At 69.7% G+C, this 20,204-nt stretch carries 23 protein-coding genes and 1 pseudogene; 13 read left to right on the top strand and 11 right to left on the bottom strand.

Annotated features, from left to right (window positions below; all coding sequences use genetic code 11):
- Position 1 precedes the first annotated feature (1 nt).
- The 4 genes from ACQ66R_RS09550 to ACQ66R_RS09535 all read right to left on the bottom strand — a co-directional run bounded on the left by ACQ66R_RS09550 (position 2) and on the right by ACQ66R_RS09535 (position 4,285).
- The gene (locus ACQ66R_RS09550) at positions 2-1,300 is read right to left on the bottom strand and encodes a UDP-glucose dehydrogenase family protein (protein ID WP_430421386.1); all 1,299 of its coding nucleotides are present in this window, start codon (positions 1,298-1,300) and stop codon (positions 2-4) included.
- A 104-nt stretch (positions 1,301-1,404) separates the two neighbouring features.
- A complete protein-coding gene (locus tag ACQ66R_RS09545; protein ID WP_430421384.1) occupies positions 1,405-2,907 on the bottom strand; it encodes a phosphomannomutase/phosphoglucomutase in 1,503 nt (500 codons plus the stop codon).
- A 156-nt stretch (positions 2,908-3,063) separates the two neighbouring features.
- A complete protein-coding gene (locus tag ACQ66R_RS09540) occupies positions 3,064-4,029 on the bottom strand; it encodes a KpsF/GutQ family sugar-phosphate isomerase (protein ID WP_430421382.1) in 966 nt (321 codons plus the stop codon).
- A gap of 10 nt (positions 4,030-4,039) precedes the next feature.
- A complete protein-coding gene (locus ACQ66R_RS09535) occupies positions 4,040-4,285 on the bottom strand; it encodes a hypothetical protein (RefSeq protein WP_430421380.1) in 246 nt (81 codons plus the stop codon).
- 84 nt (positions 4,286-4,369) lie between these two features.
- On the opposite strand from ACQ66R_RS09535, the gene gpmA reads away from it, so the two are divergent.
- Genes gpmA through ACQ66R_RS09520 form a run of 3 tightly spaced genes read left to right on the top strand, consistent with a single transcriptional unit; the run spans position 4,370 to position 6,899 of the window.
- On the top strand, positions 4,370-5,080 hold the full coding sequence (gpmA, locus tag ACQ66R_RS09530) for a 2,3-diphosphoglycerate-dependent phosphoglycerate mutase (RefSeq protein ID WP_430421378.1): 711 nt from the start codon (positions 4,370-4,372) through the stop codon (positions 5,078-5,080).
- Positions 5,081-5,134: 54 nt separating this feature from the next.
- Positions 5,135-5,599: a bifunctional diaminohydroxyphosphoribosylaminopyrimidine deaminase/5-amino-6-(5-phosphoribosylamino)uracil reductase RibD gene (locus ACQ66R_RS09525; RefSeq protein ID WP_430421376.1), complete on the top strand. Its 465-nt coding sequence runs from the start codon at positions 5,135-5,137 to the stop codon at positions 5,597-5,599.
- A 37-nt stretch (positions 5,600-5,636) separates the two neighbouring features.
- Positions 5,637-6,899: a pentapeptide repeat-containing protein gene (locus ACQ66R_RS09520; protein ID WP_430421374.1), complete on the top strand. Its 1,263-nt coding sequence runs from the start codon at positions 5,637-5,639 to the stop codon at positions 6,897-6,899.
- Positions 6,900-7,112: 213 nt separating this feature from the next.
- Here ACQ66R_RS09520 and ACQ66R_RS09515 read toward each other — a convergent pair whose 3' ends face one another.
- Positions 7,113-7,568 carry an Hsp20 family protein gene (locus ACQ66R_RS09515; protein WP_430421372.1) on the bottom strand — a complete coding sequence of 152 codons (456 nt, stop codon included), beginning with the start codon at positions 7,566-7,568 and terminating at the stop codon, positions 7,113-7,115.
- A gap of 206 nt (positions 7,569-7,774) precedes the next feature.
- Between ACQ66R_RS09515 and ACQ66R_RS09510 the strand changes: the two genes are divergently transcribed.
- From ACQ66R_RS09510 to ACQ66R_RS09495, 4 genes and pseudogenes are all read left to right on the top strand, one after another.
- On the top strand, positions 7,775-8,611 hold the full coding sequence (locus ACQ66R_RS09510; RefSeq protein WP_430421370.1) for a class I SAM-dependent methyltransferase: 837 nt from the start codon (positions 7,775-7,777) through the stop codon (positions 8,609-8,611).
- 174 nt (positions 8,612-8,785) lie between these two features.
- Positions 8,786-9,094: an SCP2 sterol-binding domain-containing protein gene (locus tag ACQ66R_RS09505; RefSeq protein ID WP_293362606.1), complete on the top strand. Its 309-nt coding sequence runs from the start codon at positions 8,786-8,788 to the stop codon at positions 9,092-9,094.
- Positions 9,095-9,101: 7 nt separating this feature from the next.
- Positions 9,102-9,932: pseudogene (locus ACQ66R_RS09500) on the top strand (alpha/beta fold hydrolase); the annotation flags it as partial.
- A 581-nt stretch (positions 9,933-10,513) separates the two neighbouring features.
- The gene (locus ACQ66R_RS09495; protein WP_430421368.1) at positions 10,514-10,765 is read left to right on the top strand and encodes a hypothetical protein; all 252 of its coding nucleotides are present in this window, start codon (positions 10,514-10,516) and stop codon (positions 10,763-10,765) included.
- A 1-nt stretch (position 10,766) separates the two neighbouring features.
- Here ACQ66R_RS09495 and hisN read toward each other — a convergent pair whose 3' ends face one another.
- Together hisN and ACQ66R_RS09485 are read right to left on the bottom strand one after the other, a co-directional pair.
- Positions 10,767-11,582: a histidinol-phosphatase gene (gene hisN, locus ACQ66R_RS09490; RefSeq protein ID WP_430421366.1), complete on the bottom strand. Its 816-nt coding sequence runs from the start codon at positions 11,580-11,582 to the stop codon at positions 10,767-10,769.
- A gap of 116 nt (positions 11,583-11,698) precedes the next feature.
- On the bottom strand, positions 11,699-12,088 hold the full coding sequence (locus tag ACQ66R_RS09485) for a helix-turn-helix domain-containing protein (protein WP_430421364.1): 390 nt from the start codon (positions 12,086-12,088) through the stop codon (positions 11,699-11,701).
- A gap of 103 nt (positions 12,089-12,191) precedes the next feature.
- Here ACQ66R_RS09485 and ACQ66R_RS09480 point away from each other — a divergent pair, with 103 nt between their 5' ends.
- Positions 12,192-13,106 carry a lysophospholipid acyltransferase family protein gene (locus ACQ66R_RS09480; protein WP_430421362.1) on the top strand — a complete coding sequence of 305 codons (915 nt, stop codon included), beginning with the start codon at positions 12,192-12,194 and terminating at the stop codon, positions 13,104-13,106.
- A 146-nt stretch (positions 13,107-13,252) separates the two neighbouring features.
- On the opposite strand, the gene ACQ66R_RS09475 is transcribed toward ACQ66R_RS09480, so the two are convergent.
- The 3 genes from ACQ66R_RS09475 to ACQ66R_RS09465 form a co-directional block, all read right to left on the bottom strand.
- Complete coding sequence (locus ACQ66R_RS09475; protein WP_293362610.1) at positions 13,253-13,468, bottom strand: DUF2093 domain-containing protein; 216 nt, start codon at positions 13,466-13,468, stop codon at positions 13,253-13,255.
- A 28-nt stretch (positions 13,469-13,496) separates the two neighbouring features.
- A complete protein-coding gene (xseA, locus tag ACQ66R_RS09470) occupies positions 13,497-15,101 on the bottom strand; it encodes an exodeoxyribonuclease VII large subunit (RefSeq protein WP_430421360.1) in 1,605 nt (534 codons plus the stop codon).
- A 159-nt stretch (positions 15,102-15,260) separates the two neighbouring features.
- Positions 15,261-15,764, bottom strand: a complete 504-nt coding sequence (locus ACQ66R_RS09465; RefSeq protein ID WP_430421358.1) for a GcrA family cell cycle regulator — start codon at positions 15,762-15,764, stop codon at positions 15,261-15,263.
- A gap of 220 nt (positions 15,765-15,984) precedes the next feature.
- Here ACQ66R_RS09465 and ACQ66R_RS09460 point away from each other — a divergent pair, with 220 nt between their 5' ends.
- A complete protein-coding gene (locus ACQ66R_RS09460; RefSeq protein WP_430426247.1) occupies positions 15,985-16,803 on the top strand; it encodes an ABC transporter permease in 819 nt (272 codons plus the stop codon).
- A gap of 140 nt (positions 16,804-16,943) precedes the next feature.
- On the opposite strand, the gene ACQ66R_RS09455 is transcribed toward ACQ66R_RS09460, so the two are convergent.
- Positions 16,944-17,798 carry a helix-turn-helix transcriptional regulator gene (locus ACQ66R_RS09455; protein WP_430421357.1) on the bottom strand — a complete coding sequence of 285 codons (855 nt, stop codon included), beginning with the start codon at positions 17,796-17,798 and terminating at the stop codon, positions 16,944-16,946.
- A gap of 164 nt (positions 17,799-17,962) precedes the next feature.
- On the opposite strand from ACQ66R_RS09455, the gene ACQ66R_RS09450 reads away from it, so the two are divergent.
- The 4 genes from ACQ66R_RS09450 to ACQ66R_RS09435 all read left to right on the top strand — a co-directional run bounded on the left by ACQ66R_RS09450 (position 17,963) and on the right by ACQ66R_RS09435 (position 20,195).
- Complete coding sequence (locus tag ACQ66R_RS09450; protein ID WP_430421355.1) at positions 17,963-18,451, top strand: hypothetical protein; 489 nt, start codon at positions 17,963-17,965, stop codon at positions 18,449-18,451.
- Between the two features lie 70 nt (positions 18,452-18,521).
- A complete protein-coding gene (locus ACQ66R_RS09445; RefSeq protein WP_430421353.1) occupies positions 18,522-19,445 on the top strand; it encodes a LysR family transcriptional regulator in 924 nt (307 codons plus the stop codon).
- Positions 19,442-19,813 (top strand): ArsR/SmtB family transcription factor, encoded by a 372-nt coding sequence (locus ACQ66R_RS09440; protein WP_430421351.1) that lies wholly within the window; start codon positions 19,442-19,444, stop codon positions 19,811-19,813. Before ACQ66R_RS09445 ends, ACQ66R_RS09440 begins: the two co-directional genes overlap by 4 nt.
- Position 19,814: 1 nt before the next feature.
- A complete protein-coding gene (locus ACQ66R_RS09435) occupies positions 19,815-20,195 on the top strand; it encodes an ArsR/SmtB family transcription factor (protein ID WP_430421349.1) in 381 nt (126 codons plus the stop codon).
- The last annotated feature ends 9 nt before the right edge of the window (positions 20,196-20,204 follow it).

Genomic DNA, 20,204 nt, shown 5'->3' with positions numbered 1-20,204 from the left:
CTCAGCGGCCGACGCTGACGTACTCGAAGCCGCGGGCATGCATGTCGGCCGGTTTGTAGATGTTGCGAAGGTCGACCAGCACCGGCTTGTTCATGATCAGCTTGATGCGATCGAGGTCGAGCGCCCGGAACTGGTCCCATTCGGTAATGATCACCAGCACGTCGGCGCCTTCGGCCACGGCATAGGGATCGTCCTTGAAGTCGACGTCCTTCAGCATCTGGCGCGCCTCGTGGCCTTCGGGATCGAACGCCTGGATCTTCGCGCCCTTGTCCTGCAGCGCCGGGATGATGGCCAGGGATGGCGCGTCGCGCATGTCGTCGGTGTTGGGCTTGAAGGTCAGGCCCAGGATGCCGACGGTCTTGCCCTTCACGTCGCCGTCCAGCGCCTTGACCACCTTGCGGGCCATGGCGCGCTTGCGCTCGTCGTTCACCTTCACGGTGGTCTCGACCAGCTCGACGGGCGCGCCGGCGTCGCGGGCCGTCCGGACCAGCGCGATGGTGTCCTTCGGGAAGCAGCTGCCGCCATAGCCGGGGCCGGCGTTCAGGAACTTGCCGCCGATGCGGCCGTCCAGGCCGATGCCCTTGGCCACCTGCTGTACGTCGGCGCCCACGGCCTCGCACAGATCGGCCATCTCGTTGATGTAGGTGATCTTCAGCGCCAGGAAGGCGTTGGCGGCGTACTTGATCAGCTCGCTGGTGCGGCGGCTGGTGAACAGGATCGGCGTCTCGTTCAGGTACAGCGGGCGGTATAGCTCGCGCATGATCGCCTGGGCGCGCTCGTCCTGGGTGCCGACGACAACCCGATCGGGGCGCTTGAAGTCCTCGATCGCCGCGCCTTCGCGGAGGAATTCCGGGTTCGAGACGATGGCCACGTCGGCGTCGGGCCGCACACGCTTGAAGATGGCCTCGATCTCGTCGCCGGTGCCCACCGGCACGGTCGACTTGGTGACCACCACGGTGAAGCCTTGGACCAGACCGGCGATCTCTTCGGCTGCCGCATAGACGTAGGAGAGGTCGGCATAGCCGTCGCCGCGCCGCGAGGGGGTGCCCACGCCGATGAAGACCGCGTCGGCCTCCTTGATCGCCTGCGTGGCGTCGGTGTCGAAGAACAGGCGGCCGGCCTTCACGTTTTGCGCGACCAGGGTGTCGAGCCCCGGCTCATAGATCGGGATCCCGCCGCTACGGAGTTGCTCGATCTTGCCCGCATCCTTGTCGATGCAGGTGACCGTGTGGCCGAAGTCGGCGAAACAGGCGCCGCTGACGAGGCCCACATAGCCTGTCCCGATCATCGCAACGCGCATTCAGAACTCCCTCGAAGGCAGCGCCTTTCAACATGGGCTGCAGGCTGCCGCAACGGCACAACGGTTTCGCGCTGCAGCAAAATCCGCGCCGCGCCGGTGAATGGTCAGATTTCCTGGTTGTACTTGCCCACTTCGGGGCGTTTCGCGAGGCGGGGTTTCACCTCCTCGTGGAACAGGCGGCGCATGTCGTCCTCGGACTGGGTGCTCTCGACGACGACCACCACCTCGGGCTTGTTGGACGAGGCGCGCACCAACACCCAAGAGCCGTCCTCCAGCGCTACGCGTACGCCGTTGACGGTGATCAGGTCGACGATCTTGCGGCCCAGGATGGTCCCGCCCGCGTCGCGCAGGGCGGTGTACTCGGCCACCACGCTGTCGACGACGCCGTACTTCACCTCGTCGGCGCAGTGCGGGCTCATGGTCAGCGAGGTGTAGGCCACCGGGAGCGCCTTCTTCAGGTCGCTGAGCTTTTTGTCGGGGTTGCGGTCCAGCATCGCCAGGATCGCCGCGGCGGCCACCAGGCCGTCGTCGTAGCCGCGTCCGATCGGCGGGTTCATGAAGAAGTGGCCGCTCTTCTCAAAGCCGGCCAGGGCGCCCAACTCGGCGGTCTTGCGCTTGATGTAGCTGTGGCCGGTCTTCCAATAGACGGTCTTGGCGCCGTTGGCTTTCAGCACCTCGTCGGTGGCGAAGAGGCCGGTCGACTTCACGTCGACCACGAAGGTCGCGTCCTTGTGCAGGGCCGACAGGTCGCGGGCCAGCATCAGGCCGATCTTGTCGGCGAAGATCTCTTCGCCCTCGTCGTCCACCACGCCGCAGCGATCTCCGTCGCCGTCGAAGCCGAAGGCCAGGTCGGCGCCGTGCTCGCGAACGGTCGCGGCCATGGCATGCAGCATCACGCTGTCTTCGGGGTTCGGATTGTACTTGGGGAAGGTGTAGTCGAGCTCGCAGTCCATCTCGATCAGGTCGACCACGCCCATCTTGCGCAGCGCCTGGGGCGCAAAGGCGCCGGCGGTGCCGTTGCCGCAGGCCGCGACGATCTTGAGGGGCCGCTTCAAGCTCACCCGCGAGGCGGCGTCGGCGATGTAGCGTTCGGCCACGCCCGCGATGTGGGCCACCGAGCCGCCGGGGCGTTGCTCCCACTTGCCGCCGAGGACGAGTTCCTTCAGCCGGCCCATTTCGTCGGGGCCGAAGGTGAGGGGACGCTGCGCGCCCATCTTCACGCCGGTCCAGCCGTTCTCGTTGTGGCTGGCGGTGACCATGGCCACGCACGGCGCATCGAGATCGAACTGGGCGAAGTAGGCCATCGGCGACACGGCCAGGCCGATGTCCAGCACCTCGCAGCCCGCGGCGACCAGGCCGATGGTCAGCGCCTGCTTGATGGAGAGCGAATAGGACCGGTAGTCGTGGCCGACCACGATCCGCTTCTGGCCCATCTCGTGGATCAGCGTGCCCAGGCCCAGACCCAGCGCCTGTATGCCCAGCAGGTTGATTTCGGGCCCGAACAGCCAGCGCGCGTCGTATTCGCGGAAGCCCGTCGCCTTCACCAGCGGAGTGATCTCGTAGTCCCAGGTGTTGGGAACCAGGTCGGCGCGGGGAACGGGCAGCATCGGGACTCCGGGGCAGCGACTTGGGGGAAGCGGCGTGTCGGGCGCGTGTTTACCCGCCGGATAGAGGGGGCGCCACTGCGGAAGCCTTAACGGCGAGAACGTGTTCCACGGAGGAGCGCCAACCTCTGCCTTTCCCGCATTGCAGGAAAGGGGCCTCTACATCACCCCGGCGCGCAGCAGGTCGTGGACGTGGAGGATGCCGACGGGCTTGCCGTCGTCGACCACGAAGAGAACGGTCACGGCCGGCGCCGGGTCGCTCATCAGGGCCAGGGCTTCGCCGGCCAACATGCCGGGCGGGGCGGTCTTGCGGGGGCCAGGCGTCATGACTTCGCCGGCGGTGTGGTCCAGCAGGCCCACGATGTGGCGGCGCAGGTCGCCGTCGGTGATGGCGCCCAGCAGGCAGCCCTGGGGGTCGACGACGCCGACGATCCCCCAGCGCTTCTCGGTCATCACCAGAAGCGCCTTCTGCATCGGCGTCTCGGGCGCGACCAGCGGCAGCTCCTCGCGACCGTGCATCAGGTCGGCGGCCGTGCGCAGCATCGCCCCCAGCTTGCCGCCTGGGTGCAGCACCTTGAAGTCCTTGGGCTGGAAGCCGCGCCGCTCCAGCAGGGCCACGGCCAGCGCGTCGCCCATGGCCATCTGCAGGGTGGTGGATGTGGTGGGCGCGTTCACCGCATCGGTCGCTTCGGGCGCGTCGGGCAGTAGCAGGACGATGTCGGAGGCCCGCGCCAGCGTGCCGTCCGCCGCGGCGGTCAGCCCGATCAGCGGGATGTCGAAGCGGGCGGCGTAGGCGATGACGTCGGCCAGTTCGCGGGTCTCGCCGGTCTTCGACAGCGCCAGGATCACGTCGTCGGCGCCGATCATGCCCAGATCGCCGTGGCTGGCTTCGCTGGGGTGGACGAACATCGCCGCGCTGCCGGTCGAGGCCAGGGTGGCGGCGATCTTGCGCGCGACGTGGCCCGACTTGCCGATGCCCGTGCAGACGATGCGGCCACGCGCCGTGAACAGGGTCTCTACAGCCTGGGCGAAGGGCTCGCCGAGGTTGGCGGCCATGCGGACCAGGGCCTCGGCCTCGGTCTCCAGGACGCGCCGGCCGACAGCTATGGTGTCCTTGAGCGTCATTGCGGGGGTTTCACTGGGAGGGGGCGATCGCCTGGTTCTGGATGTTGCGGACCGCCTCCCGCGCCTGGTCGACCCGGCGCTGGGCGGCCTCGGTCTCGCGCCGCATGGCGGCCTGGCGTTCGGCGGTGCGCTGCACGGGTTCGTGGCCGAACGGGTCGGGCGAGCGGTCGCCCAGACCTTGCGGCCACACCAGGGCCAGCGCGACGGCGGCGATGGCGCCAAGCGCCAGCATCGGCAGGTAGAAGCGGTCGAGCATCGGCCCGCTATAGCCCGGCTCGCCTTGACGCCCTAGGCCCTAGTGCTCTAGCCGACCGGTCCTGCCCTCGAAGGAGTGTCCGCCTTGCCCACCCTGATCCTGCTGCGTCACGGCCAGAGCCAGTGGAACCTGGAAGACCGCTTCACCGGATGGGTGGATGTCGACCTGACGGCACAGGGCGAGGCCGAGGCGAGAAAGGGCGGCGAACTGATCAAGGCCGCCGGCATCGCCATCGACAAGGTGTTCACCTCGGTGCTGACGCGGGCCATCCGCACGTCTTGGCTCGCGCTGGGCGCGGCCGGGCAGGCCTTTGTGCCCGAGGTGAAGGACTGGCGGCTGAACGAGCGCCACTACGGGGGCCTGACCGGCCTCAACAAGACCGAGACGGCGGCCAAGCACGGCGCCGACCAGGTCAAGGTCTGGCGCCGCAGCTATGACATTCCGCCGCCGGAACTGGCGCCGGGCGGCGAGTTCGACTTCTCGAAGGACCGCCGCTACGCCGGTCTGGACCTGCCCTCGACCGAAAGCCTGAAGACGACGCTGGTCCGCGTGCAGCCCTATTGGGACGCTGAGATCGCGCCCTGCCTGAAGGCCGGCGAGACCCTGCTGGTCGCGGCGCACGGCAACTCTCTGCGAGCGATCGTCAAGGTGCTGTTCGGCGTGTCGGACGACGACATCGTCCACGTCGAGATCCCCACCTCGAACCCGCTGGTGATCGAGCTGGACGCCAACCTGAAGCCGACGGCGGCGCGCTACCTGGACGAAAGCCGCGCGACGGCGATCCCGGCGGTCTAGGACGCGACGAGACCAGCCCTTCCGCCTCGCGGGGCAAGCCGCCATCATGGCGGAATGACCGACGAGGACTTCATGGCGCGCGCCATCGCCCTGGCGAAGGCTCATGTGGGCCTGACGGGCGACAATCCGTCAGTGGGCTGCGTGCTGGCCAAGGACGGCGTCATCGTCGGCGAGGGCGTCACCAGCGTGGGCGGAAAGGTTCACGGCGAAGAGAACGCGCTGACCGCGGCGGGCGAGGCGGCCCGGGGCGCCACGGCCTATGTCACCCTCGAGCCCTGTGCGAAGCGCTCGGCCGGCGGGCTGTCGTGCAGCGAGCGGCTGGTGGCGGCCGGCGTCGTCCGGGTCGTGATCGCCTGCGGTGATTCGTCGGTCTACGCCGCCGGCGAAGGCGCCCGCCGGTTGCAGGCCGCGGGCATAATCACCGATCAGGGGTTGCTGCAGGGCGTCGCCGAGCCCCTTTATGCGGCGTATCGGCCGGCGCAAGGCCCTGGAAAGTCGCCGTTAATCCCGCGAACCTAGCATGGTTCACAACGCCTTTTCGTAAGCCTGCAAGGCCATGCCTTCCGACAACGCCAGAGAGCTCGTGAACGCCCGCCTGAGTCAGGCGGTGGTCGACGCGATCTGCGCGCGCCACGATCGGCTGTGGAGTTCCAAACCCGGCGGCGCCCGGGCGGTCTTCGCCTTCAAGGACCTGTCGGGCGTGACCCTCGAAGGGCGCAATCTCTGCGACGCGGACTTCACCGGCGCGATCATGAACGACTGCAACCTGCGGGGCGCGCGGCTCGACAACGCCACGCTGTTCTGCGCGGACCTGAGCGGCGCCGATATTCGCGAGGCCTCGCTGCGCCGCGCCGATCTGCGCGGCTCGTGCATGCGCAACGTGAACCTGACGGGGGCCGACCTGTTCGAGGCCGATCTGCGCGAAGGCACCCTGGCCGCGGGCAGTCGCGAGTTCGGCTTCCGCAAGCTGGAGATCGGCGCGCCGAACTCGGGCGAGCTGCAGGGCGCCATCCTGGCCGGCGCCAACCTGGAGCGCTCGCGCCTGTCGGGCGCCATGGCCGTGCGGGCAGACTTTACCGACGCCATCATGAAGGACGCCAAGCTCATCCGGGCGAACCTGAAGCAGTGCTCGATGCGGGGGGCGAACCTGTCGGGCGCCGATCTGTCGGGCGCGGACCTCGCCGGGGCTGATCTTCGCGATGCGATCCTGGTGGGCGCGCGGACGGTCTCGTGGAACGTCACCGAGTGCAACATGGCCGGCGTGCTGACCGACGCCCCGTCGGGCCGCGCGCTGAGCGAGCTGCCCTACGGCGAGATGCTGAAGGAGCACGCCCGCTGGTGCGAGACCGGGGGCGCCGAGGGCAAGCCGTCGTCGTTCGACAATGCCGACCTGCGCGGATTGGCGGCGGTCCGCGGCTATAACCTGACGGCGCTCTCGGCCAAGCAGGCGGTCTTCTACGGCCTCGACATGGAGGGCGTGCAGCTTCAGGGCGCTCAGTTGGAGGGCGCCGACCTGCGGAACTGCACCCTGCGCCGCGCCGACCTGCGGGGCGCGCGGCTGGCCGGGGCCAAGCTGTCGGGCGCCGACCTGCGCGAGGCTCAGATGGGTCCGTTGCTGCTGGGCGCCGACCGGGTGCTGCCCTGCAACCTGACGGGCGCGCAGCTCAAGGGCGCCGACCTGACCCGCGCCGATGTGCGCCATGCGCTGTTCGTGGACGCCGACGTCAGCCGCGCCAACTTCTCGGGCGCGATGCTGAAGCAGGCCGATTTCACCCGCGTCCAGCGCCACGGCGCCCGCGGGCTGGAGGATATCATCTAGAACAGAAACCTCCCCCGATGCGGCAGCAGCGGGGGAGGGGGATCCGTCGCCGAAGAGCGAAGGGTGGAGGGGGCGAACCGCAAGCTCTGCGGATTTACCCAGCTCGTTCTAGTTCAGTTGAGGAGGCCTGCCCCCTCCACCGCCCGTTCTGCGGCGGGCGGTGTCCCTCCCCCATCACTGCCGCGCTGGGGGAGGCGCCGGCGAAAAGCGCGCTTACGCGGCCTTCTCGCCTTCGATCAGGCTGCCCTGCACGCCGGTCGTGATGGCGATCGTGCGGGGCTTCAGCGCCTCAGGAAGCTCGCGCTTCAGGGCGATGGAGAGCAGGCCGTCCGCCAGGTTGGCATCGGTGACGACCACGTAGTCGGCCAGCTGAAAGCGGCGCTCGAAGTTCCGCTCGGCCAGGCCGCGATGCAGGTACTTCTTGGCTTCGTCATTGGCGGCCTTGCGACCGGTCACAGTGAGGAGATTTTCCTTCACCTCGACGTTCAGCTCTTCAGGACGGAAGCCGGCCACCGCGATGTCGATGCGGTAGGCGTTCTCGTCGGTGCGCTCGATGTTGTAGGGCGGGTAGCCGGCGGCGCCGTCAGCGGCGGCCGTCTCGAGCAGGTTCGCCAGGCGGTCGAAGCCGACGACGGAGCGATACAGAGGGGAAAAGTCGATCGTACGCATGCGGTCACATCCTTCTTTCAAAGCAAGGTTGCGGTTCTGGTTTGGACCTGTGGCGACCCGAAATCGGCCTCGCCTGCAGCCCAGAAGGCCCGGACATCCAGCGCCTCCGCCCCATCAGTTAGGCGCCGGAAATCGGCGTTCAAGGGGCTGTTCGCGTATGAATTCGCGCTCTAGGTTCCGTTCACCCAACCAGGAGGAACTCCCCCATGCTCCGCTTTGCTTCGGCCTGCGCCGTGGCCGTCGCTCTCACCGTCGCCGCCCCTGTCCAGGCCGCTGACGCCCAACTCAAATCCGCCGTCGCCGGCGCCCAGCGCGCGCCCGAGCACAAGGCCCGGGACGCCGCCCGGAATCCCGAGGCGACGCTCGCCTTCTGGGGCGTGAAGCCCAAGCAGACCGTGATCGAGCTGTCCCCCGGCAGCGGCTACTGGACCGAGATCCTGGCGCCCTACGCCAAGGCCACGGGCGGGACCTACTATGCGACCGGCGCCGACCTCGCGAATCCGCAGATCTCGGAAGGCGCGAAGGCGGCGCGGGCCAACTTCGAGAAGAAGTACGCCGACACTGCCAAGTTCGGCGAGGTGAAGGTGGTGGGCTTCGGGCCGGTCTCGGGCCCGCTGGGCGCGCCGGGTTCGGCCGACATGGTCATCACGGCCCGCAACCTCCACAACTGGGCGCCCAACGCGACCTTCCTCGACAAGGTGCTGAAGGATGTCCATGCGGTCCTGAAGCCCGGCGGCGTCCTGGCGGTCGAGGAGCATCGGTCGGATCCGAAGCCGTCCGCGCCCAACTGGTCGACCGGCTACATGAGCCAGGCCGAGGTGATCGCCATGGTCGAGAAGGCCGGCTTCAAGCTGGCGGCCAAGTCCGAGGTGAACGCCAACCCGAAGGACACCAAGGACCACCCGTTCGGCGTTTGGACGCTGCCGCCGTCGCGCTGGACTGTGGCCGGCGGCCGCGGTTCGGACCCGAACTTCGATCGCGCCAAGTATGACGCCATCGGCGAAAGCGACCGCATGACGCTGAAGTTCGTGAAGGTGGGCTGACCCTGGTCCTCTGACCTCGCGGCCCACGGCGCCAACGCTGGCGTCGTGGGCCCGCGGCGGGCGCCCCTCATGGCGCTCAAGTTCTTCAATCCTGCGTAACGTCGTCACGGGCGGTTTACACAGCCACCGGGCGCGGCGAAGCTCCCCGCTCGATTCAGGAGCGCCGCTGGGGCCATGGCCACCCTCGAGGAGTTGACGGACCGCATCCGCCGCGCGGCCGCGTCCGGCGACGGCCTCGACCGCACGGTCAAGCTCGACCTGCGCGGCGAGGGCGTGATCCACGTCGACGGCGCCTCGGTGACCAACGACGACCGGCCCGCCGACCTGACCGTCTCGGTCAGCCGCGCCGACCTGGTCAGGCTGGGCAAGCGCGAGCTGGACCCGATGAAGGCCGTGATGACCGGCCGCATGAAGCTCTCGGACATGGGCCTGGCGTTCAGCCTGCAGCCGAAGATCCAGGCCCTCTTCGAGCGGGCCGTCTAGGCGCCCGATGTTCGAGCCGGCCCCCCTCGTCGATATTCCCGAAGCGCCGGTCCCGGCGGGCGCCGAGGCCGGCTGGTTCGTGGGCGCCGGCGGGGCGAAGCTGCGCGCGGCGCTGTTCACGCCCAAGGGTCGCGCGCGCGGCTCGGTGGTGCTCTCGGGCGGCCGCACCGAACCGATCGAGAAGTACTTCGAGGTGATCGGCGAGTTCCTGGACCGGGGCTTCGTCGTCCTGGCGCATGACTGGCGCGGACAGGGGCTTTCGGCGCGCGAGCTGGGAGACCGGCTGAAGGGCCACGCCAAGGGCTTCAAGAGCTTCCTTGAGGACTACCGGCGCCTGCTGGCCGCCTACGAGGAGCGGCTGCCGACGCCGTGGATCGCGGTGGGCCACTCGATGGGCGGCTGCCTGACCCTGCTGGCGCTGGCGAACGGTGAGCGGCGCTTTGCCGGCGCCTGCCTGTCGGCGCCGATGCTGGGGCTGCATCTGGGCAATGTCCCGCAGGCGGCGGCGATCGCGCTGACCGCGTTGAATCTCAGCCTGGGCCAGGGCAGCCGCTACGCCCGCAACGATCCCGGCAAGCCGTTCGATGACACGTTCGACGGCAATGTGCTCACCCACGACCGCGCGCGGTTCGATCGCTATCGCGCCCAGGTTCGGGCCAATCCCGACCTGGCGTTGGGCGGTCCCACCTGGGGGTGGCTGGACTTCGCCTTCAAGGCCATGGCGGCCCTGGCCAAGCCGGAACGTCTGCGAAGCGTGACCATTCCGGTCGAGATCGTTTCCGCCGGCGAAGACGCCCTCGTCGACAACATTGCCCAGGCCGCTGCGGCCCGGAACCTGCCTCAGGGCCGCCTGATCACCGTTCCGGGCGCCCACCACGAAATCCTGATGGAGACGGACGACATGCGTAACATCTTCTTGCGAGTGTTCGACGCGCTCACCGGCAAGGCCGCGCCGAAGCCCGCCGAGGCTCCGAAGCCCGCGCCGACGCCGGCCCCGGCCGCCGCAGCGGCTCCCAAGCCTGCCCCTGCGCCCGCCCCGGTGGCGGAAGCGCCGAGGCCCGCTCCGGCTCCCGCTCCGGCGCCGGCCGCCACCCCGGCTCCGGCCGCGGCGGCTCCAGCGGCCAAGCCTGCGGCGGCGAAGAAGCCGGCCGCGAAGACGCCTGCGACGCCGAAGGCCGCGGCGCTCGGCGAGCGGCCGCCGCACCGGCGGCCGCGCCCAAGCCGGCGGCCGCGAAGGCGCCCGCGGCGACGAAGCCGACCGCAGCCAAGCCCGCCGCCAACGCGAAGGCTCCGGCCAAAGCGGCTGCGAAGCCCGCGCCGGCGAAGGCGGCTCCGGCGAAAAAGGCGGCCGCCCCGGCCAAAACGGCTGCGCCTAAGGCGGCCGCGAAGCCCGCCGCGAAACCGGCGACCAAGGCTGCTGTGGCCAAACCTGCCGCGGCCAAGCCTGCGTCCAAGGCCGCCCCGAAGGCTCCGAAGCCCGCGGCAAAGCCCGTTGCGGCGAAGGCCGCCCCGAAAGCCGCCGCGCCCAAGGCGGCGCCGGCCAAGGCCGCCGCCAAGCCGGCTGCGAAGCCCGTGGCGAAGGCCCCGGCCGCGCCGAAGGCCGCTGCGGCCACGAAGCCTGCGGCTGCGAAGAAGCCTGCCGCCGCCAAGAAGGCGCCGGCGAAAAAATAGGTCAGACGGCCGAGCGCTTCAGAGCGACCAGCGCCTCTTCGAGGCAGGCGCGGTCGCCGGCGATGGCGATCTGGCCGCCATGTTGTCCCACGGGCTCGCCCCGCCAGTCGGTGGTGAGCCCGCCCGCGCCCGCGATCAGCGGGATGGCGGCTTCGATGTCCCAGCTCTTGAGCCCGGCCTCGATCACCATGTCCATGGTGCCCGCCGCCACCATCGCGTAGGCGTAGGCGTCGCAGCCCAGCCGCGCGAGGCGCGCCGCCGCTCGCACCTGGCGCCAGGCGCCCAGCTCGGCGCCGGTGAAGCAGGCCTCGGGATCGGTGGTGGCGATGACGGCGTCGGTCAGCCGGGGGCAGGTCCGGACCTTGAGGGGTCGCTCGCCCGCGGCGGTCACCAGGCGCGAACCGCCGGCGTGGCCGATGTAGATCTCGCCCAGGTACGACTGCCCTATGGAGCCCAGCACGGGCTTGCCCTGGTGGCGCAGGCCGATGAGCGTGCACCAGAGCGGCAGGCCGGCGATGAACGCCCGGGTCCCGTCCACGGGATCGAGAACCCAGACAAACTCGGCGTCGGGACGGTCTTCGCCGTACTCTTCGCCGATGACGCCGTGATCGGGATAGCGCTCGGTGATCAGCGCGCGGATGGCGCGCTCGGCGCCCTTGTCGGCCTCGGTGACCGGGTCGAAGCCGCCCGTCACCTCGAACTTGTTGGAGAGGCCGTGTGCGCCGCGGAACAAGGGGAGTATTGCTCCGGCGGCGGCGCGATTGAGCTCGAGGCAGAAGGCGTCGAGCTCGGCGAGGCGGGGCGCGGAGAGGGTCATGGCCCTCGCTTACCCTGCCCCAGCGCGATCCGCAAAAGTGGACACTGCGATTGCGTCCGGAACGCGCTCAGACTCTTGAATTCGAGCCTGTTTTCAACAGGCTCGGGAAGCGGGGCTCAGGCCTCGATCTCGCCGTTCATCGCCTTGGCGAGGTCGAGCAGCCGGCGGCGCGGGCGCTCGCCGAGCTGGTAGTAGGCGTGGATGAGATCCTGGGTTTCCTTGCTCGCCATCGTCTCGTTCGACGAGCTCTCGCGTTCCAGGCTTTCGCGCTGGTCACGGGTCAGGCCCTCGTAGAAGTAGCTGATCGGCACTTCCAGCACCTCGGCGAGCTGCCAGAGGCGGGCGGCCGACATGCGGTTGGCCGCACACTCGTACTTCTGGATCTGCTGGAAGCGGACGCCGCAGGCGTGCGCGAGCTCCTGCTGGGTCAGGCCCAGAAGGCGACGACGGCGACGAAGGCGCCGGCCCAGATGGATGTCGATCTCGTCCATGGAATCCCCGACCATGATTTCCCTTCGTCCCGCTTCGGGACTCCGTGGTTGAGACATCGCAATTCCCACGCCAGCCGCCTCCATTGCCCACCGGGGTCTGCCATGCCTAACAAGGTGAATGGCGGCCCCTAATCACTCATACGTCGCAACCGCGATTTGGATGCTTCAGGCTCTGCTGTTTGATGCAGCTAGCGCCTTGGCGCGTCTGTTTGCTGTTGATTCTGTGTCGAATTTTGGCGCCGGACTATTTCGCACGCTGGGTCCGTTGACCCGCGCGCACCGGGTGGCCGAGCGGAATCTGCGCATCGCCTTCCCTAACGCGGACGACCCCGAGATTGCGCGACTCCTGCGGGCTCAGTGGTCTGAACTGGGCCGATCCCTAGTCGAATTCATGATCATCGACCGCATCGTAGCCGACACAGGCCGTATCGAGATCGAAGGCCTGGAGCGCCTGCAGGCGATTGCGGCGGGCGATGGGCCGGCGGTCTTCATCTCGGGCCACTTCTCGAACTTCGAACTCATGGCCGCCGCCATCGTGCGTGCGGGCGTGAAGTCCCAGATCACCTACCGGGCCATGAACAACCCTTATGTGGATGAGCGGGTGCGCCGCATTCGCTACCGCTACGGCGTGCGCCTGTTCGCGCCGAAGGGCCTGGAGGGGGCGCGCGAGCTGATGCGGGCGCTGGAGCGCGGCGAGTCCGTGGCGCTCATGAACGACCAGAAGTTCAACGGTGGCGTCGAGGCGCCGCTGTTCGGCGTCATGGCCCACACGGCGCCGGGGCCCTCCACCTTCGCCCTCCGCTTCGGCGTTCCGCTGCAGCCGATGAGCGTGCAGCGGGTGGGCGAGGCCGCGCGGTTCAAGATCATCGTCCACGACCCGATCGTCCTGGAGAACACCGGCGACAAGGCGGCCGACCTCAAGGCGGGCGTCAGGCGCATCAACGCATTCATCGAGGACCGCATCCGCGCTCGGCCGCACGACTGGTTCTGGGTCCACCGGCGCTGGCCCAGCGAGGTGTATCGCAAGATGTGAACTTCCCTCCCTCTCGGGGAGGGTGGCGAGCGAAGCGAGACGGGTGGGGATGTGTGGGCCGGGGCGCCGCGGTCTGGGAGGATCGACTTCTCCAACCTGGCCGCTGTGCGGCCGATCCCTCCCCGGCGGGGAGGGATGCGCGCGGCTCAGCGCGTCTCCTGCCAGCGCTTCAGCGACTCCGCGGGGCTGGCGTAGGCCTCCTGAAGTTCGGCGCTCCAGTAGCGGAGCTGCTCCAGCGGGATCTTCTGGCCGGTCACGGCGCAAAGCACGTAGCGGCCCGGGCGCAGCACGGCGTAGTCGCCGTCGCCGTAGTGCAGCTTGGCGAGGTCGTTGGCCCCGAGGTTGCGGTCATGGGCGTTCATGGCCGCCTGTTTAGCGCGTGTAGCGGCGTCAGAACAGATCGCCCTGTTCGGGGGCCTCGGACTTGGGCCTGGCGCGCACCGGCCGGGGGGCCGCGAGCGGGGGCGGCGCGACCGGCGGCGGAGCCTCGCCCGCGCCATCGATCACCGCCTGGCGGGTGACATCATCACCGAACTTGATGGCGACAGCTTCCCCGGGCGCCAGCGACGCCCCGGCGCGGACGAGCGAGCCGTCGGCTCGGGTCACGCGCGCGAACCCTCGCTTGAGCGGCCCGTCGGGATTCAGGGACAGGTGGATCCGCGACGCCCCTTCGAGCCGCTCGGCCAGCCGATCCAGCTTCCGCGCGAACAACGGCGTCAGCCGCGACGCAACGCCGTCGAGCTTCTCCTGCTGGAGGCCCAGGGGGCGCGCCAGCAGCGTGGGCGTCAGGCGAGCGGAGACCTGGGCCAAGTCTCGGCCATGCGCGGCGGCGTTGCGCTCAAGCGCCGTGGAGAGGCGCCCTGAAAGTCCCGAAAGCCGGTCTTTCTGCACCGCCTGCGGACGCTGCAGCAGCAGCGGTGACAGGCGCGAGGCCACGCGGACCAGGTCGCGCTCATGGACGGCGGCGTTCTTCGCCAGGCCCGCGCCGAGGCGGCCCGAGACAATGTCGAACCGCTGCTCGGCCAGCCGGACCAGGTCGGGCACACGTTTCAGCGCCCGGTCCGCGTGCTCGATGCGCGCGCGCCGATCTTCCACCACCCGACCGCCGCACCGGTGCATGCGCGCGCCCAGGTCCGAGACCAGCGCCTTCAGCTCGGCCAGCACCGGCGTCGCGATCTCGGCGGCGCCGGTCGGCGTGGGGGCGCGGCGGTCCGAGACGAAGTCGATCAGGGTGGTGTCGGTCTCGTGGCCGACGGCGCTGATCAGCGGGATGGTCCCCTCGGCCACGGTGCGGGCCAGCGCCTCGTCGTTGAACGCCCAGAGGTCCTCCACCGAGCCTCCGCCGCGCGCCACGATCAGCACGTCGGGCCGCGGGACCGGGCCGCCGGGCGACAGCGCGTTGAAGCCGCGGATGGCGTTCGCCACCTGCAGGGCGGCGGCGTCGCCCTGCACCACCACGGGCCACACGATCACCCGGCACGGCCACCGGTCTCGGATGCGGTGCAGGATGTCTCGGATCACCGCGCCGGTCGGGCTGGTGATCACGCCCACGACGGCGGGCATGTCGGGCAGGGGCCGCTTGCGGGCGCTGTCGAACAGGCCCTCGGCGTGCAGCTTCTGCTTCAGGCGTTCCAGTTGCGCCAGGAGGGCGCCGACGCCGGCCACCTCCATCGTCTCGATGACGATCTGGTAGCGCGAGCCCTGCGGATAGGTCGTGATCTTGCCGGTGACGATCACTTCCAGCCCGTGCTCGGGCCGCACCGACAGGTTCCGGACCGACCCCTTCCAGACCACGCCGTCGATGGCCGAACGGTCGTCCTTCAAGGTCAGATAGACGTGACCGTTCGAATGGTGGGTCACCTTCGACAGCTCTCCCCGCAGGCGCACGAAGCCGTAGGCGTTCTCCAGCGTCCGCTTCAGCGCGAACGCCAGCTCCGAGACGGAGTAGGGCTGGGCGTTGCCGCCGGGGTCAGCGAGGGTCGCCGAGTCGGTCATCCGCCCAACCTAGCGGGTTGCGCGACCCGGCCAAACCTTGGCGGCGCAAAGCCGGAAACAGAAAGGAACGCGGTCGGGGCCTTAAGCAGGCTTGCGCCAGCTTCGGCTCCGACCGCGTCCCCCATCCCCAACGGATAGACGACCGCTCTCCAGCGGATCTCAGATGTAGCGGCGCAGGCTCCGGGCGAGCTCGGCGGCGCTGGACTTCTTCTTCTGTTGCGCCGGCTGGTAGGCCACCGTCGCGTGTTCGTGGCAGTAGGGGCCGTTCTCTTCCGAGCGGCGGCCGCAGAAGGTGAAGTTGTCGAGCGACGGGTCGCCGATCGGCCACTTGCACATGTGGGCGCCCAGGGTCAGCACCGTGGCGGTGCCGGGCGACTCATCGACGTAGCGCACCGGCGCGGGCGCCGGGTGCGCGGTCACCGGCTCGGCGATGCGGCGCGGGGCCGACGGCGCAGCCGCCGCCGGACGCGCCGGGCGCGGCGCCTTGAACACCGTGCGCTGCGGCTTGGACGGCGTCGCGCGACCCGACAGGCCCAGACGGTGGACCTTGCCGATCACAGCGTTCCTGGTCACCCCGCCCAATTGCTTGGCGATCTGGCTGGCCGAAAGGCCGTCCTGCCAGAGCTTCTTCAGTAGTTCGACCCGTTCGTCGGTCCAGCCCATGGTCCCGCCTCCCACCCAGAGGGTCCGGCGCGCCCCAGGACTGCGCCGGTAATCAACATCTTGTGGCGACCAGCACTCTCGCTGCCCACCAACCACCATCAGTAGTAAACAAACGCCTAAGACCCACAATAGGCGCCATCGCGATCATCCACAGGAACTAGATGTTGAGTCGGATTTGGACGCACTTGCGCCACGGCGCCGCAGCGCGCACATCTCGGCCATGCGAGATCTGCCCGACGCCCCGACCATCCTGCCGCCCCAGCCGCGCGCCTATCACGGGGTGAACTGGGAGGGTCTGAAGACCCTGTACGTGCGCGAGATCCGCCGCTTCCTGAAGGTGGGCACCCAGACGCTGGCGGCGCCGGTGGTCACGGCGCTGCTTTACATGCTGGTGTTCGTGGTGGCGGTCGGCGGCGGGCGCGAGGTGCACGGCGTGGCCTACGGCACCTTCGTGGCGCCCGGCCTGATCATGATGCAGATCCTGTCGAACGCCTTCGCCAACAGTTCGTCATCGCTGCTCCAGGCCAAGTTCAACGGGCTGATGGGCGACTTCCTGACCCCGCCGCTCACCCCGGCCGAGCACGTGGCGGGCTTCGGCGGCGGCGCGGCGACCCGCGGCATCCTTGTGGGCCTCGTCAGCATGGTGGCGGTGCTGCCCTTCGCGCGCCTGCCCATCGCTCAGCCCTGGGCCATCCTCTACTTCGGGCTGGGCGCGGCCTTCATCATGGGCTTCATCGGCATCATGGCCGGGCTGTGGGCCGAGAAGTTCGACCACATGGCCGCGGTGACCAACTTCGTCATCATGCCGATGACGTTCCTGTCGGGGACGTTCTACCTGGTCGAGCGCCTGCCCGAGCCGTTCCGCACGGCCAGCCATTACAACCCGTTCTTCTACCTGATCGACGGCTTCCGCTACGGGTTCACCGGCCAGGCCGAGAGCAACCTGATGGTCGGCGCGATCATGACCGCCGTGCTGGTCCTGGCCCTCGGCTGGGTGTCGCTGTGGATGTTCAAGGTCGGCTACAAGATCAAGACGTAGCCTTCCCTCCCTTGATGGGGAGGGAAGGCCGCGGAGCGGCCAGGGTGAGGGAGTAGGGGCCGGAGTGCTGACGTTGGTGAGGATCAACACCTCCTCACCCTGATCGCTTCGCGATCTGTCCCTCCCCACAACAGGAGGGATTACACCCGCAGAACTTCTGAGGGCGTCACGCCCAGGAGACGGCGCATCCAACGGGCCATGTGGCTCTGGTGGGCAAAGCCGGTTTCCAGTGCGACCTGCGCGATGGTCATCCGCCGCTCCAGCAACAGAGCGCGGGCGCGCTGCACGCGGCGCTCCATCACATAGGCATGCACCGACTGGCCCATGGTGCGGCGGAAGAGCGTGGTCAGGTGCGGGATGCTCATCCCCGCCACCTCGGCCAGCTGTTCCAGGGTGAGTTCGCCGTCCAGGTTGGCGTCAACGAACTCCACGATGCGGCGCACCTGCGGCTTGGACAGGGTCTGGCGGCCGGCCGCCCCCAACACGCCGAAGCTCTGCAGCAGGCGGGTGGTCAGCGCGGTGGCCAGGCTGTCGGCATAGATGCGGCCGGCCGGCGCCGGCGCGGCCAGCTCGGCGACCAGGGCGCGCACCACGTGCTCGATCATCGGATCGCGTGCGCCCAGCCGCGGCGCCAGCTCGATCCGGTCCAGCGGCAGCGCCAGCGCTTCGGCGGTAGAGGTCATGAGTTTGGGCGCCAAACGCACCGCGACCATGTCGCAGGGCAGGTGGTCTTCCCAGAAGCCCGAGGCGCCGGCCGGCACGATGTCGAAGTCATAAGGGGTCTGGATGCGCCGTTGCTTGACGCCCTCGCAGGCGCAGTCGGTCGGCACGTCGGGCGTCAGATAGAAGATCAGCCGGTGGTCCGGCGCGACCAGGCCGGGATACCGGCCCGGGGACGCGTGGACCTCGGTCGCCGCCAGCGGACCCCACGTGCGGGATCGACCGAGCGAGAGGGTCGGCGGCGCAGTGTCTGGAAACTTGAACGGGTAGGTCATCGGGCTGTCTCGGCTGCAAGACCAACGCCAGAATCCCGCCGAGTCAAAGGTCAACGCCCGTTTCGCCGGCCGTCATCATCGGAACGTGCTTTTGACCGTCCGAACGTGCGCGACGGGTCGGCGGCGGCTCTTCACCCTCATGCCGTTGCAGAGAGGGACCCCGCATGACCGCCGTCGTCGCCGCTTCCAGCGTCTCCCAGCCCCTGCGAGACACGCTGCTGCGTCTTGTGACCGCGGGGCTCGCCGGCGGCGGCGTCGACTTTGTCTACGCCAGCGGGGTGGCGCTCTCGCGGGGCCGTCCGTGGACGCGTCCTTGGGACATGGTCGCCAGCGGCTGGATCGGCCGCGCCGCCGTCGAGGGCGGACCCATGGTCACCGGCCTCGGCATCCTCACCCACTTCGGCGTCGCGACCGCCATGGCCGCCGCCTACATCCACCTGGCCCGCCGGACTCCCGCCGTCGTTGCGCGGCCCTGGGCGACGGCGCCGGCCTACGGCCTGGTCCTCTATGCCGTCATGTACCTTGGCGTTCTTCCCCTGCGGTTCGGCGCCCCTTGGCGATGGAACGGCGTCCTCTCCGTCCTCGATATCGCAGCCCACGTCGGCGTCGCCGTGGCCATTGTGGCCGTCGTGACCCGCCGCCGGCCGCAATAATCCCCAAGCGGGGTCGCCAGGGGCGGTCCTAAGGAAAGCGCATGCACCCGTCACGTCACAGGTTTTCGCGATGAAGCGTTCGGCCGAGGCCACGGCGGCTCAGGACATCGTCGCCCTGCGCTCCGCGCTCCTGGTTCGCGAGCACCTGGGATTCCGCCGCGCCTCCGAGGTGTTGGGCGTGAACCCTTCGGTGCTCTCGCGGCGGGTCCTGGCTCTGGAGGACGCCCTGGGCGTCTCGCTGTTCCAGCGCACCCCGGGCGGCGCGCGGCCCACGGGGGCGGGGGAACGCTTCCTCACCGAGGTGGAGCGCGCCCTCGAACTGATCACCAAGGCCGCGGTCCGCGCCGGCGCCGCCGGGTGGGGCGAGGTGGGTCGGCTGCGCCTGGGGCATGTCTGGCCGGTGACCGCCGGCCCGGCCGAGGGCGTGCTGCGCGCCTACCGCCGCTCGGCCTCCGATGTGGAGATGGAGCTGCGGGTCGGATCGGCCGCCGACCTGGTGGCCGCCGTCCTGGACCGTGAACTCGACGCCGTCCTGATCGATGTCGAAGATGCGCCCCCGGGCCTGGACCGTCTGCACCTCTGGTCCGAGCCGTGGCTGGTGGCCCGGTCGCTGGACGCCCCTGACGAGCCCCTGGGCCAGGCCCCGGTCTTGTGCGCCGCGGGGGACGACTGGAGCCGCATTCAGCGCCTGGTCGCCGAGCGGGGCGCCGCCCGCGCCGGCGTTCGCGTCCAGATGACCTCGCACGACGGCGTCCTCAGCCTGGTCGCGGCCGGCGCCGGCCACGCGATCGTGCCGCAGAGCGTCGTCCACGCCACCCGCGCCAGCGTCGCCTTCTCCCCGCTGCCGGGGCATCCTGCTTCCCTCAGCGTGACGGCGGCGTGGCGCAACGATCACGACAACCCGGCGCTGCGCCGGTTCGTCAGCCTGCTGCGCACCCTGCCGCTGGACGCCTCGGTGGTGAAACCGCTGCGCGCCGCCGGTGGCCAGCGGTGAGCGGGCCGACGCAGGCGGGAGAACTGGGCGCGGCGCTGGACGCCCTGGGCGATCCGACACGGCGCGACCTCTACGAGCGCATCCTGGCCCGGCCGTCCCGCATCACGGCGCTGGCCGCGGCCGTGGCGGTCACCCGGCCGGCGGTGTCGCACCACGTGCGAGTCCTGAAGGATTCAGGGCTGGTCCGTGAGGAGGACGGCCTGCTGGTGGCGGTGGTCGATCCCCTGCCGCAGTTGCGCACCTACTTCGATCGCCTGTGGTTCGAGGCCTCGGTCGGCGAGGGCTGGCTGCGTGAGCGCTTCGCCGTCTCGCGGCGGCTGTACGCGTTGGGCGCGCAGCCGACCTCACCGCGCTCGCGGACGGCCTGACGTGGAGGCGGCTTCCCTGGCGAACGGCCTGGGCGAAGCCTGGCGGAGCGCCGCGCGCGAGGCGCCCGCCGAGCTGTTCCGGGCCCTGGCCGACCCGACGCGCCGGCGGCTCCTCGAGCATCTGGTCTCCAGCCCGTCCTCGGCGGGCGAACTCGCCTCACGCCTGGGTCTGCCGCGCGTGAACGTGAGCCACCACCTGGGCGTCCTGGCCGAGGCCGGCCTGATCGACCTGCGAGGGCGCCGCGCGGCGGTGCGTCCCGACGCTCTGACGCGGCTTCGGCGGTACTTCGACATGGCGTTGACGACGGCCGCGATCAGCGCGCCGGACATGTCTCGGTCTGTGGCGCGGGAAGCACAGAATCCGACAAATCAAATATCGTAGTCAACTGAA

This window comes from Phenylobacterium sp., assembly GCF_965284355.1.
Taxonomy (GTDB): Bacteria; Pseudomonadota; Alphaproteobacteria; order Caulobacterales; family Caulobacteraceae; genus Phenylobacterium.
Note: the sequence above shows the minus strand (reverse complement) of the source record. Positions and strands in the feature narration are given on the sequence as shown.

What these genes read in the sequence shown, in the direction of transcription:
- ACQ66R_RS09550 (WP_430421386.1), bottom strand. Translation starts at nt 1,300, where the DNA reads ATGCGCGTTGCGATGATCGGGACAGGCTATGTGGGCCTCGTCAGCGGC.
- ACQ66R_RS09545 (WP_430421384.1), bottom strand. Translation starts at nt 2,907, where the DNA reads ATGCTGCCCGTTCCCCGCGCCGACCTGGTTCCCAACACCTGGGACTAC.
- ACQ66R_RS09540 (WP_430421382.1), bottom strand. Translation starts at nt 4,029, where the DNA reads ATGACGCTCAAGGACACCATAGCTGTCGGCCGGCGCGTCCTGGAGACC.
- ACQ66R_RS09535 (WP_430421380.1), bottom strand. Translation starts at nt 4,285, where the DNA reads ATGCTCGACCGCTTCTACCTGCCGATGCTGGCGCTTGGCGCCATCGCC.
- ACQ66R_RS09525 (WP_430421376.1), top strand. Translation starts at nt 5,135, where the DNA reads ATGACCGACGAGGACTTCATGGCGCGCGCCATCGCCCTGGCGAAGGCT.
- ACQ66R_RS09520 (WP_430421374.1), top strand. Translation starts at nt 5,637, where the DNA reads ATGCCTTCCGACAACGCCAGAGAGCTCGTGAACGCCCGCCTGAGTCAG.
- ACQ66R_RS09515 (WP_430421372.1), bottom strand. Translation starts at nt 7,568, where the DNA reads ATGCGTACGATCGACTTTTCCCCTCTGTATCGCTCCGTCGTCGGCTTC.
- ACQ66R_RS09510 (WP_430421370.1), top strand. Translation starts at nt 7,775, where the DNA reads ATGCTCCGCTTTGCTTCGGCCTGCGCCGTGGCCGTCGCTCTCACCGTC.
- ACQ66R_RS09505 (WP_293362606.1), top strand. Translation starts at nt 8,786, where the DNA reads ATGGCCACCCTCGAGGAGTTGACGGACCGCATCCGCCGCGCGGCCGCG.
- hisN (WP_430421366.1), bottom strand. Translation starts at nt 11,582, where the DNA reads ATGACCCTCTCCGCGCCCCGCCTCGCCGAGCTCGACGCCTTCTGCCTC.
- ACQ66R_RS09485 (WP_430421364.1), bottom strand. Translation starts at nt 12,088, where the DNA reads ATGGTCGGGGATTCCATGGACGAGATCGACATCCATCTGGGCCGGCGC.
- ACQ66R_RS09480 (WP_430421362.1), top strand. Translation starts at nt 12,192, where the DNA reads ATGGCGGCCCCTAATCACTCATACGTCGCAACCGCGATTTGGATGCTT.
- ACQ66R_RS09475 (WP_293362610.1), bottom strand. Translation starts at nt 13,468, where the DNA reads ATGAACGCCCATGACCGCAACCTCGGGGCCAACGACCTCGCCAAGCTG.
- xseA (WP_430421360.1), bottom strand. Translation starts at nt 15,101, where the DNA reads ATGACCGACTCGGCGACCCTCGCTGACCCCGGCGGCAACGCCCAGCCC.
- ACQ66R_RS09465 (WP_430421358.1), bottom strand. Translation starts at nt 15,764, where the DNA reads ATGGGCTGGACCGACGAACGGGTCGAACTACTGAAGAAGCTCTGGCAG.
- ACQ66R_RS09460 (WP_430426247.1), top strand. Translation starts at nt 15,985, where the DNA reads ATGCGAGATCTGCCCGACGCCCCGACCATCCTGCCGCCCCAGCCGCGC.
- ACQ66R_RS09455 (WP_430421357.1), bottom strand. Translation starts at nt 17,798, where the DNA reads ATGACCTACCCGTTCAAGTTTCCAGACACTGCGCCGCCGACCCTCTCG.
- ACQ66R_RS09450 (WP_430421355.1), top strand. Translation starts at nt 17,963, where the DNA reads ATGACCGCCGTCGTCGCCGCTTCCAGCGTCTCCCAGCCCCTGCGAGAC.
- ACQ66R_RS09445 (WP_430421353.1), top strand. Translation starts at nt 18,522, where the DNA reads ATGAAGCGTTCGGCCGAGGCCACGGCGGCTCAGGACATCGTCGCCCTG.